Annotated in this window: 10 protein-coding genes; 8 read left to right on the top strand and 2 right to left on the bottom strand. The window is 63.7% G+C overall.

The genetic code is table 11. The features are described 5' to 3' along the window. Positions 1–2: 2 nt before the first annotated feature. The 4 genes from MSIL_RS12140 (at position 3) to MSIL_RS12155 (ending at position 4793) form a co-directional block, all read left to right on the top strand. On the top strand, positions 3–458 hold the full coding sequence (locus MSIL_RS12140) for a hypothetical protein (RefSeq protein WP_244406278.1): 456 nt from the start codon (positions 3–5) through the stop codon (positions 456–458). 178 nt (positions 459–636) lie between these two features. Then, complete coding sequence (locus MSIL_RS12145; protein ID WP_012591376.1) at positions 637–1155, top strand: hypothetical protein; 519 nt, start codon at positions 637–639, stop codon at positions 1153–1155. A 138-nt stretch (positions 1156–1293) separates the two neighbouring features. Next, on the top strand, positions 1294–2925 hold the full coding sequence (locus MSIL_RS12150) for a hypothetical protein (RefSeq protein ID WP_041369071.1): 1632 nt from the start codon (positions 1294–1296) through the stop codon (positions 2923–2925). A 227-nt stretch (positions 2926–3152) separates the two neighbouring features. Next, entirely contained in the window at positions 3153–4793 is a 1641-nt protein-coding gene (locus MSIL_RS12155) for a carboxylesterase/lipase family protein (protein ID WP_244406122.1), read from the top strand. Positions 4794–4878: 85 nt separating this feature from the next. Here MSIL_RS12155 and MSIL_RS12160 read toward each other — a convergent pair whose 3' ends face one another. Further along, entirely contained in the window at positions 4879–5901 is a 1023-nt protein-coding gene (locus MSIL_RS12160) for a TraB/GumN family protein (protein ID WP_012591379.1), read from the bottom strand. Between the two features lie 7 nt (positions 5902–5908). After that, the gene (locus tag MSIL_RS12165; protein WP_012591380.1) at positions 5909–7501 is read right to left on the bottom strand and encodes an autotransporter outer membrane beta-barrel domain-containing protein; all 1593 of its coding nucleotides are present in this window, start codon (positions 7499–7501) and stop codon (positions 5909–5911) included. A gap of 240 nt (positions 7502–7741) precedes the next feature. On the opposite strand from MSIL_RS12165, the gene MSIL_RS12170 reads away from it, so the two are divergent. From MSIL_RS12170 to MSIL_RS12185, 4 genes are all read left to right on the top strand, one after another. Further along, positions 7742–10078: a tetratricopeptide repeat protein gene (locus MSIL_RS12170; RefSeq protein WP_012591381.1), complete on the top strand. Its 2337-nt coding sequence runs from the start codon at positions 7742–7744 to the stop codon at positions 10076–10078. Positions 10079–10247: 169 nt separating this feature from the next. Next, entirely contained in the window at positions 10248–10952 is a 705-nt protein-coding gene (locus MSIL_RS12175) for a glutathione S-transferase (protein WP_012591382.1), read from the top strand. A 178-nt stretch (positions 10953–11130) separates the two neighbouring features. Next, a complete protein-coding gene (locus MSIL_RS12180; protein ID WP_012591383.1) occupies positions 11131–12150 on the top strand; it encodes a beta-ribofuranosylaminobenzene 5'-phosphate synthase family protein in 1020 nt (339 codons plus the stop codon). A gap of 168 nt (positions 12151–12318) precedes the next feature. After that, complete coding sequence (locus MSIL_RS12185; RefSeq protein ID WP_012591384.1) at positions 12319–13206, top strand: NAD(P)-dependent methylenetetrahydromethanopterin dehydrogenase; 888 nt, start codon at positions 12319–12321, stop codon at positions 13204–13206. The last annotated feature ends 10 nt before the right edge of the window (positions 13207–13216 follow it).

A 13216-nucleotide genomic window follows, 5' to 3' on the forward strand; every position in this document is an offset into this window, starting at 1 on the left:
GCATGATCGACGATGAAAAAACGACGGTCGCGTGGTATCTGTTCACCTCAACCGCCGACAAGAAATCGCAGAAGGAATGCGCGGCCAACGATGCGCCCGCCTCTGTGAAATTCGGCTATCGCACCGATATCGGGCGGACGATCCCGCATTCGTTCGAGAAAAAAATCGCGATGAACGAATTGGCCCAGAATCCAAAAGGGACTTACGCGACCCTTAATATGGACTCGACCAAAACCTCGCGCATGATCGGCTACCGTATTGACAAGCTGAAGACCAAAGCCGGGGAGGTCGTTACTTTTCCTTTTGGAACCCAGCAGGATTCACAACCCTCGCGCGCAGGCGAGGACATCGAGGGCAAAGTGTTGTTTCTGGAAACGGCGTCCTTTGACGAGAAAAAGTTTCATCTCGGCCCGCAGGGGAAGGATTCGCAAATTTTGATCACCGGCGGCGCCACATGATCTTGCGCCGTGCGGCGCGCGCCTGGTGATATTCAAATATTTTTGAACGGGCGCACGCACTCTCTACAGCTCTCCGGGAACAGGTTGTGCAGAGCCGCACGCGCCGCGCGAAAAATTCGCGACAAGAAGCACCCCCGTATCCAAGGCGCCTAGGAGCGGCGCCGTGAGGGAGAGCATTATGTCTAGAGTCACATTTCGTATATCGGGTTATGCTGGCTATTCGGTCGCCTGTGGCGATCAATCCAAAACGCGCATTGTCTTCGCCGTCTTCGACGACGAGGAAACCAAGCTCGCCTGGTATCTTTTTTCCTCGCTAAAAGGTCAATGCGCCAAAGACGCAGCTACGACCCCCAAGAAATTCGGCCATCACGACGTTCCGGCTTTCAACCATCATACCTTCGAGAAAAAAATCGGCCTCGACGGATTGATCAGCAGACCCGCGGGCTCGACGGCGACGCTCAAGATGGATGTTACGGACCGACACATCAACTGCAACTTCAGCGACTTGAAGACCGCAGCCGGAGAGACCGTGGAGTTCACAGCGACAATTCAGACCGACAGCAAGCCGTCCGACGGCGGCAAGGACATCAAGGGAACGATGTATTTTCTCGAGCTCGTCGACTTTAGCAAAAAGGCATTTAAGCTTGGGCCGCAGGAGAAGAAATCGCAATCGTCGATCACCGGTCCGGTGAAATGACGCGGCCGCTCCCGGTTCGCGGGACATGCCACGGGGCGCGAGAGTGACGCAGCACACCGGCGCGGAGCGAATTTCGCGTATGATCCGCGACGTGAGGGAGCCATGCCGCCCCGCGCGCCCATTCAAGGCGATGATCCTGTGAAAGCGATTAGACCGTTTTTTCGTGCCGCTCTGATCGCCGCCGGCCTCGCGCTGGCGGCGTCTTTTGCCTTTGCGCAGGATTCGGCGGTGAAGGAATCTGTCGGCAAAGATTCCGTGGTCAAGGAATTCAAGGCGGGGTTCGGACCAAACTCCGTCGGCGTCGTCGACGCGGCGGAAGATACCGAAATCGCCGGCCCGCAGGCGATCTATGCCGGCGAAAATGGCGAGATTCTCCTGCTCGATCAGGTCAACAGCCGCGTCGTCGGCTTCGAGCCCAAGGCGCCCGGCGAACGCACCCGTTCGCTCGCCCTTCCGCAAGGCGTCGATCCGACCGATCTGATCGTCGCCAACGGCGGCATCTATGTCTGGGACGGCAAGCCGATCGCGCTTGAAGCGCGCGAGGGCGGCGGCGGTCTGACCCGCAGCCTGGCGCAAAGCAGCGGCGCGGTCGACGAAACCACCCAGTCGATGTTCGCGCAAATGGGCTCCGAAGAAACCGACCCGGCGACCCGAACCATCTCCGCCGCGCCGGCCCGGACCCGCCAGCTCGTCGCCTCGCGCGGCAAAGGGCCCATCGCTGTGACGGTCACGCCCGACCAGACAGGCGCCGCGGTGCGGATCGAGGTCAGTCAGCAGGGCGCCTCGACGCCCTTCGCCAAGCTCGCGATGAAAGTAAGCGACAAATTCGGGGCGGTCGAGTTTCTGGACGTCGATCGATCCGGCCGCATGTATGTGCTCGCCGAAAACATTCCGCCCGTTGCGGGCATCGGCGCCTCGACCTTTATCGCGCGGTTCAGCCCGACCGGGGCGTTCGAGGGCGTCTATGAACTGCCCTTGACGCCAAATGTCGCGCTCTCGCGCCGCTTCGTCACCGTCTCGCCCGAAGGCGACATCTATTTCCTGCGCACGCGCAAGGGCGTCGTCGACGTCATCGGCGTCGGCTTCCAGCCAATGAGAATTGGTCAGACCATCGATATGCGCGGGCCCTCGCCCGATTATGCGGCGCTGGCGAAGCTCGGCAAGGGCGCGATCGCCGCCATTGGTCCCGTGACCCGCGCGAGCATCACGCAAAGAGGCCTCGCCTTTGAGGCCTTCACCTGGCGCCTGACGCCGGCGACTTACGGCCCCGATCCCGACGCGCAATGCTCGGGATTCAACCGGATCAGACGGCCCGGCTATCTCATCGGCCGCGCCGGGCAGGATGTGCGTGGCGTGCCCTATTGCTGGGGCTGTCAGGGATCGCTGCCGCAATTTGCGGCGCGCGTCTCGCGCGGCGCCCTCGCCGGCAATGTCTGCACGCGCAACGATCCGCGCTACGACGTTGTCGGAGTCGACTGCTCGTCCTTCGTCAGCGCGGCCTGGGGCCTTTCGACCCATTTCACCACCGCCGCCATCCCCTCGATCGCGGCGCTGCTTCAAAATCCGTGGGATCTGAAGCCCGGCGACGCGCTGAACAAGCCGGGCTCGCATGTGATGCTGTTCATGGGATTTACGGCCGATCGCAAAGCCGAGGTGCTCGAGGCCTCCCCCGGCGGCTGCAACGGCCGCGTCTGCCGCAACGTCTATCCGCTGGCCTCGCTGCTCGAACGCGGCTACGAGCCACGCCGGTTCCGCGCGCTCGCGGATTGAGATTGCGCTGGCGCCGCGTTCAATGCCGGCGCGCCGCAGCAAGCAAGATATCCAAATTATTGTAGGCGGCGGAACTTCGTGGAAGATCGCCCCGCAGACCGACGACTATTCTCCCCCACCTCACCGAACGTGAGCGAAAAGCAAATGGGGGGAAACGGATGTCCCGGCTTTCATGGCTGCGCATACGCGCGGCGGCGTGTTTCGCCAAGAGAACTTTAGCAACGGGTTTGATCGTCGCAGCGGGGGCTTTGCTCTCGCACGCCCCGGCGCAGGCCGACAATAGTTTTCGCGTCGAAACCAAGGAAGGACCCGTAAAGGGCTATCTCAAGACTGGCGGGGTGGCGGTGTTTCTCGGAATACCCTACGCCGAGCCGCCTGTAGGCGATCTGCGCTGGCGGCCGCCGAAAAAACACGCCGCCTGGACCGATGTGCTGGACGCAAAGAATTTCGGCCCGACATGCGCGCAAATCACCACGCTCGGGTTGTTCGCAGGACCCGCCAACAACAATGAGGACTGCCTCTATCTGAACGTGTTCTCACCGAATGTTGATCCAGCGAGCCGCACAAAGCTTCCCGTCATCTTCTGGATCCATGGCGGCGGAAATGTCGATGGCGAAAGCAATGATTACGACGCAGGCAAGCTCGCCGCGGAGGGCGACGTCGTCGTCGTCACGATCAACTATCGCTTGAACCTGATGGGCTTTCTGGCGCATCCGGCGCTCGACGCAGAAGGTCATCTTTTCGGCAATTACGGAATTCTTGACCAGCAGCTCGCCCTCAATTGGGTACGGCGCAACATCTCGGCTTTCGGCGGCGACAAGAATAATGTGACCGTCGGCGGTCAATCGGCTGGCGCCTCCAATACAGCCGCCCAGATGATTTCGCCCCTCGCCGCCGGCTTGTTCCATCGCGCGATCCTGCAAAGCGGCGTGAGCTATTTCAGCGGGCTCGCGCCGCTGGCCGTCGCCGAAGCCAAAGGCGTCGCCTTCGCGGCTGCGGCGGGATGCGGTTCGGGGGCTGACTCGGCGACCGCGCAGTGCCTGCGCAACCTCCCGGCTGAGAAGGTCGAGGCGCTATCTGGAACGCAAACGGGCAATGGGCCCTATATCACCTATCTGGTCGAAGACGGCCAGATCCTGCCGCGGTCGTTTACGTCATCCTTCCAGTCAGGCCAGTTCAACCAGGTGCCGGTCATGAACGGCACGGTGCAGGACGAAGCCAATTTCACCCTCGGAATTACGGAATATTTCAAGAAACCGCGCACGCCTTTTACCGAAGACGACTTCAAAAATCTCGTGACGTCGACCTACAGCGGCAACGCCGGGCCGGGGGGCTCGCCGCCCGCCTATCCTGCGGGAACCGTCAACAAGGTTCTGGCGCGCTATCCTCTCAACGCCTATGCCTCGCCGCAACTGGCGATGGATGCGGTCACGACCGATGTGTCGGCCTGCCGCAGTTTCTACGCGAGCGAACTTCTTGCAAGTCAGACGCCCGTCTACGGCTATGAGTTCCAGGAGCGAACGGCGCCCTTTTATTTTCCCAAAATGCCGGGCTTCCTCCCGCTCGCCTATCACACCGCCGATATCCAGTTTCTGTTTCCGCTCTTTCATGGCGGCCCCGACGGCATAGCTCACGATCTGAACAAAAAGCAGCAGGTTCTTGCCGATCAGATGACCGGCGCCTGGACCAATTTCGCCTGGACAGGCAATCCCAACGGACAGGGAAACAACCCCTGGCCGCAATACAAGGGGAAGCCCGGCAGCTATTATCTCGCCCAGAATATTCCGGTGCAGACGACCTTCACGGGCAAGGAGTTCGCAGCCGCCCACAAATGCGACTTCTGGCAGAAAATCCTGATCTATAATTGATCCAGACATGGAAGGCCCGCGGCGCGGCTCGCGGGCCTTTTGTTTGATCCGGCGTCATATGGCTCACGCCTCCTGACGCCGGTTCTCACTCCACCCGTTCGACCGCAAATCCCTGTTTCTCGAACAGCCGCAGCAGGCCGTCTTCTCCAGGAAGATGCGCCGCGCCGACGGCGATGAAGACGCCGCCCTCGGCAAGCAGCGGCGTGGCGCGCGCCACCATGCGCTGATTGCGGCCCGAAATGAGGCGGTCGAGGAACAGCGCCGGCGTCGCCGCGCCCGCGACGCCGGGAATAAAATCGGGCGAGCGCATCCAGGCGAGAAGCGCGCCGGTCTCCTGCTCGACATAGCGGGCGATCGTCGTCTCGACGACGTCTTCGGCCTCGCTCGCCTGTCGCAGCGTCGAGACCAGCAATGCGCGGGACTCGTCCGGCGGCAGTCCGTCCAGACTGTCGAGTTGCTCGATCATGGTCTCGAGGCCGACGACTTTAAGCCCGCGCGCGCGTGCCATCGCGGCGATGCGCTGGTCGGCGTAGGGCCGGGCGCCGTTTGTGCGCGCGCAGGCGGGAAGATCGAGCAGCAGGGCGAGAACCGCCGGCTTCAGCTCGCCGGCGGCGGCGGCCTTCATTCCGGCGGCGGCGACAAGCGCCCTGAGCGCGGCAAAATCCGTTCGATCGAGCAGGTCCGCGGCGCGATCGGCGCCTTCCGCCTGCACGGCGGCGCGCATCGCCTTTGGATCCTTGCGGATCACGCTCGCCAGCCGCGCGCCGGTCTCGATGGATTCCACGGCGAGCGTTTTCGATGCGGCGAGCGCCTCGACGACAGAGGGACGAAAATCCGTCACGCGGGGATCGGCAAGATGGAGCGTGCCGAACAGATAGGATGGCGCATTGGCGCCGTCGCTGAGGCGAAACAGGGTTCCGCGACCAAACGGCGTCTCGGCGGCCTGCGCCTTTATGGCGGCGAAAGCGTCCGGCGCCTTCTCTTCGATCAGCGGGAAGAGGTCATGGCCGGAGCAGGCCCCGCGCGCGCCGCTCGCCGCGAAACACAGAATCGCGGCGATGATTGCGCGGCGACGAACTCCCTGCGCGGCCAGCTGCCCGCCAGCCACGAGCCGCTCACCACTGGTAGCGGATGCCGGCCCGGCCGCCGGCGCCGAACAGGCCCTGACCGCCATGCACGTCGCCGAGCACGAAAGAGGTGAGCCCCTGGCCGAAATCCAGATTGAAGGCAAGAATGCCGCGCCCGCGCACCTGTCCGCGATCGGCGTCGGCCAGGATGTTGTTGCCATTGAACGAGGCGCCCGGGATGAAGCCGCCATTGACGGCGACGTCGCTATAGGCGAGGCCGGTCAGCGTGGTCTTGATGATTACCTTATCAAAGACCGAGGCCGTGCCGACGCGCGCGCCGCCCTGCACCATCACCTGATTGCCGTTTTCAAGGCCGAGGGCCGCAGCGCCGCCGCCATAGCCAAGCGCCGTGAATTGCGCGCCGACGGTCGGCTCGAACCAGAAGTTCGGATAGACGTCAAAGCGATAGTTGAGATTGCCGGCGACCGTCGAGTTGAGGAGGCTCGCCGAGCCTTGGCCCGAGAAGGTCGAGGAGAACGGTCCGAACGGTCCGGCGAAGGCGAGATTGTCAGTGAAATTCTGATCGAGGCTCAGAAGGTCGAATTTGGCGAGGATGTCGGCCGAGAACGGGCCGGAGAAATAAGTGCCGTAAACGCCGAGCGAGGGCCCGTCGAGCTTGGCGTGGAGATGCGTCGTTCCGGTGCCGACGATAGCGGGGTTCGACGAGGCCGACACCGTATCCAGATTGAGCGTGGACGAGATATAGCCGACGAGCGCGCCGACGATCACGCCGTCGGTCGGAGCGAACAGGCCGTGCGCCGTATAGTCGAGGCCGGCCTGGAAGCCCACCGTGCCGGTTTTGCTGTCGACGGTGGTATTGACTCCAACCGGAGCGCCGCCATTGAAATCCGGTCCGCTGATGGCCCCAAAACCGCTGGCGTTACGCTTTTCATATTCGCCGAACACCTGGCCCCAAACGCTGTAGCGGAACGGTGCCTCAAGTGGCGGAGGCGGCGGAACAAATCCGTCCTTGCTGACGAAAGTCGCTTTCGGATGCGCGCGCGGCGGGGCAGACCGCGGCGGAGGAGCTTCCTCGACCTCGGCGACGGCGGCTTTACCTTTCTTCTTCGCGGCGTGCTTCTTTGCCGGCGCGGGCGACGGAGGAGGAGGCGCGACCTGCTCGGCGGCAGGAGCGGCAATGGGTTCGCAGGCGCCATTCACACGGGAGAATCCGGCGGAGCAGCGCTCCCGCTCTTCGTCGCGCCGATTGGTGATCGAATTTTCGGCGCTGCGTGCGGTCTCCTGCGTCGTCGATTGCGACAGCTCGCTCAGCGCCTGGCTCGCTAGGGCTGCGCCGGAGAAGGCCGCCGGGTCGGGGCCCTGGCCGTTATTGGTGCACTGCCCGTTGACGGGCTGCGCGGAAAAACCGGAAAATGTGGCTGGCGCCACAAAGGTTTCCGTTCTGAACTCTGTGCAATTGCCGAAGCTATCGCGCGTCACACAAACCTGTCTTGTCTGGACCACATTCTGCTGTGTGACTGTCGCCGGGCAAAAAGACGCCGCCTGCGCAGTGATGGCTGCTCCGAACCACACGGCGGCTGACGCCGCGACTTTCATGGCGATCGAATTGGTCCTGCGCATCACAAGCTCCCCTGCTTTGCGCCGAACAATAGACCATAACGAACACGTGATCTGTGTTGTATCTGCAACAACACTGATCTATTCTTTGCGCAGCTTCGCGTCTGGAGTGCCGGGACGCACATTTATGCACAGCGTGTCCACCTATGCTTGGTTTCGGAGAACAGGCGCGGCAAGATCATCGGGCGGTCATTTTTCGATTTCCCGCCTCATGCGCGCGCCGTCTTCCGCCGGAGCTTGGACATGATTATCGGCCGCATTCTCGTGTTCGTGTGCAGCGTGCTGCTCGCCGCCCCCTTTGCGCTTGGCTCGCGCGCCCTCGCCGCTGACGGCGACCTCGAGCTTTGCAATCATTCGCTTAGCAATCCCGACGCCGGCATTCCCGCCTGCACAAGATTGATCGAGAGCTCTGCCGACGAAGCGGCGACGCCCGGCCTTCTCAACAATCGCGGCGTCGCCAAGGTGCGCAAGGGCGACCTTGAAGGCGCGATTGCGGATTTTTCCCGCGCGCTCGACCGCAATCCCAACTCGATCGACGCCTATCGCAATCGCGGCCTCGCGCGCCAGATCGAGGGCGATTACGACGGCTCGATCGCCGACTATAATCAGGCCATCCGGATCGACGCAAAATCGCCGGACCTCTACAATTCGCGCGGCGCTGCGCTCGTCAACAAGGGCGAATATGACCGGGCGATCGCCGACTATGACAAGGCGATCCGGCTCAACGGCAAATTCGCCAAGGCGTTCTACAATCGCGGCCAGGCCCGCTACCTGAAGAATCAGCCCGATCGCGCCATCGCCGATTTCGACGAATTCATCAAGCTGTCGCCCAATGAGGCCAAGGGCTATGTGCAGCGCGCCGATGCGCGGCTCGCCAAGGCCGACGTCCTCGGCGCGATCGCCGATTATGATTCGGCGATCAAGGTCGACGGCGGCAATGGCGAAGCCTTCAGCCATCGCGGCGAAGCGCGCCGCCTGCAGGGCGATCTCGAAAAATCGCTGCTCGACCAGAACAAGGCGATCGAGCTGGCCGCGACGCCGGAAAGCTATGTCAATCGCGCCCTTGTCTATGCCGATCAGGGCAAGCTCGATCTCGCCATCGCCGATTGCGACGAGGCGCTTTTGCTCCGGCCGAAATATGATCTCGCCTTCGCGCAGCGCGGCCGGGTGAAGCGGCTCAGCGGCGACCTTGAAGGCGCGCTCGGCGATCTCAACAAGGCTCTTTCGATCGATCCGCGCTTGCCCGTGTCGCTCAGCTTCCGCGGCGACGTCTTTCTCGCGCGCGACTCGAGCGATCGCGCCATCGCCGATTTTACCGAGGCGCTTCGCGTCGCGCCCGATTTCGTCGCCGCCTACGCCGGCCGCGGCCAGGCCTACGAGAAAGCCGGCCAATTGCCGAAAGCGAAGGCCGATTACCAGAAGGCGCTGAGCCTGCCCGGCGAAGCCGACGCCGCCCTCGCCAAGCCGGCGCAGAATCAGGCCCGCGCGCGCCTCGCCGCGCTCGCGGCGAGCGAAGCCTCCAGCGCCAAGATCGTCGCCGGCGTAGCCGTGGCCGACGCGACCGATGCGCGGGCGAAAGCCGACGCCGAGGCGCGCGCCAAGGCCGAGGCCGAGCAGCAGGCGGCCGCCATTGAGGCCCGAATCAAGACCGAGGTGGAAGCCCGCACGAAGGTCGCCGCCGAGGCGGCCCGGGCGCGGCTCGAAACGCAGGCCGCCGCCGAAGCCCGCGCGCGCGCCGACGCCGACGCCAAGGCGAAAGCCGCCTATGAGGCGCAGGCGAAAGCCGAATTTGACACGCGGCTAAAAGCCGAGGTCGAGGCGCGCGCCAAGGCCGTCGTCGAGGCGGCGCAAGCCAAAAGCGCCGCGCTCGCGCCGCCGATCGGCAATCGCGTCGCGCTCGTCATCGGCAATTCCAGCTATCGCGAGGTCGCGACGCTGCCCAATCCGCAGCGCGACGCCCAGGCGGTCGCGGCGGCCTTCCGCAAGGTTGGCTTCCAGACCGTCTTCGCCGAGCAGGATCTGACGCGCGAAAAATTCCTGGCCGCGCTACGCGCCTTCGAAGACAAGGTCGAAACCGCCGATTGGGCCGTGGTCTATTACGCCGGCCATGGGTTGGAGATCGGCGGCGTCAATTATCTCATTCCCGTCGACGCAAAGCTCCGGGCCGACCGCGACGTGCAGGACGAAGCGATCACCCTCGAGCGCGTCCTGATCGCGACGGAGCGCGCCAAGAAGCTGCGGCTCGTCATTCTCGACGCCTGCCGCGACAATCCGTTCGCGGCGCGCATGCAGCGGACCATGGCCTCCCGCTCCATCGGCCGCGGCTTCGCCCGCGTCGAGCCGGAGGGCGGCACCCTCGTCGCCTATGCGGCGCGCGATGGGCAGGTCGCGCAGGACGGCGACGGCGATCACAGCCCCTTCACCCAGGCTTTCCTGCGCAATATCGTCAAGCCTCAGCTTGAGATCAATATGCTGTTCCGGCAGATCCGCGACGAGGTGCGGCAGGCGACCAACCAGCGGCAGGAGCCTTTCACCTATGGCTCGCTGCCGGGCGAGAGCTTTTATTTCGTCGCCAAATAGCGCGGCGCGGGCGAACGGCGGCGCGCTTTCCCGATCACGATGATTTTGGGTCCAATCGGTCCAAAATTATGAAGCGCGGTCGATTCCAAAACTTTACAAAGTGAGGCCGCCCGAAAAACCCTCGCTGCTTTTCGACGTTCGGCTTTGGCGTGCAGTCGGAAGGCTTCTGATGGCTTATAAGCTTTATTATTGGCCGGAGATTCAGGGCCGCGGCGAATTCGTGCGTCTCGCTCTCGAAGAGGCCGGAGCCGATTATGTCGACGTCGCGCGCGGCGAAAACGGCATCGCGACATTGATCGACGTGATGGAGCAGGCCGATCGGCCGCCCTTCGCGCCGCCTTTTCTGAAGGACGGCGACGTCCTGATCGGCCAGACCGCTGCGATCCTGCTCTATCTGGGCCCAAAGCTCGGCCTCGCCCCACGGGCGGAGGCCGGCCGCTTATGGGTTCATCAGATCCAGCTCACCATCGCCGACGCCGTGGCCGAGGCGCATGACACGCACCACCCGATCGACGTTGAGCTCTATTATAAAGACCAGAAACCGGAGGCGCGCCGCCGCGCCGAAGCGTTCCGGCGCGCCCGCATTCCCAAATTTCTCGGCTGGTTCGAGACCGTCCTGACGCGCAATCCCGGCGGCTTTCTCGTCGGCAAGCGCCTGACCTATGCCGATCTGTCGCTGTTTCAGCTGGTCGAAGGGCTCTCCTACGCTTTTCCGAAAGCGATGAAGGGGACGCTGAAACAGGCGCCGCGGGTCGCGGCGCTGCGGCAGGCGGTCGCCGAACGCCCGCGCCTTAGCGCCTATCTTGCCAGCCCGCGCCGCATTCCCTTCAACGAGGATGGCATTTTCCGGCACTATTCCGAACTGGACGCGTAGGGCGCAGGCGCAACGCTTCGAGGCTGCCTCTGCTGCGCGGTCCTTGAACTCTGCGCTTGCCGTGAGTATGAAAAGCCGCCTTCTTCGGGAGGCGCCTGGCGCATGGCGGCGCGCCTCTCGTCACATATTGCGGATGACCTGAGCGCGGCGTCGCGTGGAGACTCCGGCGAAAGAAGCTATGCCTGCAAGCGTCACCGTCGTCGCCCCCGCGCGGCTGCATCTCGGCTTTCTCGATCTTCACGGCGGGCTCAAGCGCCGTTTTGGCAGCATCGGGCTGGCGATCGACCGGCCGGCGACGCGGCTTCATATTTCTCGCGCGGCGAGGAACGCTGCGGCCGGGCCCGACTCCGAGCGCGCTTTGGCGCATGTCGAGGCGCTGCAGCGGCGCCATGGCCTGTCCTCTTTCTATGACGTCGCCATCGAGACAGCGATCCCCGATCATGTCGGGCTTGGCTCGGGCACGCAGCTGGCGCTGGCGCTGGGCGCCGGACTTCGCCTGCTCGAAGGGCTGCCGGCCGACCCCGCCGACGACGCGCTGTTGCTGCAGCGCACGATGCGCTCCGGGATCGGCGCGGCGATTTTTGAGCGCGGCGGCGTCATCGTCGACGGCGGCCGCGGCGAGCGGACGATCACGCCCCCGGTGATCGCGCGGCTCGACTTTCCGCCGGCGTGGCGCGTCATCCTTGTGCTGGACCCCACCCTGAAAGGCATCCACGGACCGGAGGAAATTCGATCCTTCGCGGCGCTAAAGCCTTTTGAAGCCTCCGCATCGGGCGAAATCTGCCGTCTCGTGCTGATCCAGGCGCTTCCTGCTTTGGTCGAAGCCGACATTGACGCCTTCGGGGCGGCGATCACGCGGATTCAGGAGATCGTCGGCGACTATTTCGCGCCGGCGCAGGGCGGCGGCGCCTTTACGAGCCCGCGCGTGGCGCAGGCGATGGCCGAACTCGCCCGCCATGGCGCCAAAGGAATTGGCCAATCCTCCTGGGGTCCGACCGGCTTCGCCTTCGCCGCCGACGCCGCCGACGCTGCGCGCATTTGCGCGCTTTCGCGCGAAAAATCTAATGCCTTGGGAGTAGACATTGCGATATGCAAAGGACTTAATCACGGCGCGATCGTAAGGGGCGATCTTCCTGACGGTCCGGCGCCGGCGCGGGCGACTGCGACCATCGGGACAGACCGGCCGACAAGATCATGAAGGTGGGATTTCGATTTCAGACGCCCGTCTGAATTTTTCCGGCTTTAGAGCGTGACGCCGAAAGCAGCAAGGCTTTTTGGACGGACGCCATGCTCTCAATCGTTGGAATCGATCACGTTCACGAGCCGTGATCCAGAGCAAACGCCATAAAGCATAGAGGGGAACCGCGTGGCCAAGACTATTCTGCACATGTTCAGCCCGTTGAAGCATATGAGCCCGTTCGATGTGAACATGGCGCTCGACGCGGGCTATGATTCGGTCACGCCCTATACCGGGGTCACGCTCGATGAAGTCACGGCTCTCGTGCAGGACGCGATGTTTTCGCGCTCGCCGCGGGACGCCGTGCGCACCGGCGTGTTCATCGCCGGCAAGGACGCCGGCCTTGCGCTCGACATGCTGGAGCGCTTCAAGGCGACCCTTCTGAAGCCTTTCGAGATTTCGGCCTTCGCCGATCCGGCCGGCTCCTTCACCACGGCCGCGGCCATGGTCGCCTGCGTCGAAAAGCTGCTGAAGACCAAGAAAAACGAAAGCCTCGACAAGACCAAGATCCTGATTTTCGGCGCGACCGGCGTCGTCGGCTATGCCGCAGGCGTGATTTCGGCCCTTGAAGGCGCCGAAGTGTCGCTCGCCGGCTATGACGGACCAAAGCGCGTTCAGGCCAAGGCGGACGACATCAAGGCCCGCTTCGGTGTCGACCTCAAGGCCGTCGACGGCAGCACCGAAGAGAAAAAGCGCGAGGCGCTCGAAGGCGTCGAGGTCGTCTATTGCGCGGCTGCCGCTGGCGTTCAGGTACTATCGAAAGAGCTGCTCGCGGAGGCCAAGAGCCTTCTGGTCGCCGCCGACGTCAACGCCGTTCCGCCCGCCGGCATCGAAGGGCTGCAGCTGTTCGATAATGGCGCGGAGCTCGCGGGCGGCGCCCTCGGGGTCGGCCCGCTCGCCATCGGCGACATCAAATACAAGACGGAATCCGGCCTGTTCCAGCGCATGGCGACGTCGTCGAAGCCGCTTTGCATCGACTTTCGCGACGCCTTCACATTGGCGCGGGAACTGGTCTGAGCAAGCCGCA

Source organism: Methylocella silvestris BL2 (genome assembly GCF_000021745.1).
GTDB lineage: Bacteria > Pseudomonadota > Alphaproteobacteria > Rhizobiales > Beijerinckiaceae > Methylocapsa > Methylocapsa silvestris.

What these genes read in the sequence shown, in the direction of transcription:
- MSIL_RS12180 (WP_012591383.1), top strand. Translation starts at nt 11,131, where the DNA reads ATGCCTGCAAGCGTCACCGTCGTCGCCCCCGCGCGGCTGCATCTCGGC.
- MSIL_RS12175 (WP_012591382.1), top strand. Translation starts at nt 10,248, where the DNA reads ATGGCTTATAAGCTTTATTATTGGCCGGAGATTCAGGGCCGCGGCGAA.
- MSIL_RS12170 (WP_012591381.1), top strand. Translation starts at nt 7,742, where the DNA reads ATGATTATCGGCCGCATTCTCGTGTTCGTGTGCAGCGTGCTGCTCGCC.
- MSIL_RS12140 (WP_244406278.1), top strand. Translation starts at nt 3, where the DNA reads ATGATCGACGATGAAAAAACGACGGTCGCGTGGTATCTGTTCACCTCA.
- MSIL_RS12165 (WP_012591380.1), bottom strand. Translation starts at nt 7,501, where the DNA reads ATGCGCAGGACCAATTCGATCGCCATGAAAGTCGCGGCGTCAGCCGCC.
- MSIL_RS12145 (WP_012591376.1), top strand. Translation starts at nt 637, where the DNA reads ATGTCTAGAGTCACATTTCGTATATCGGGTTATGCTGGCTATTCGGTC.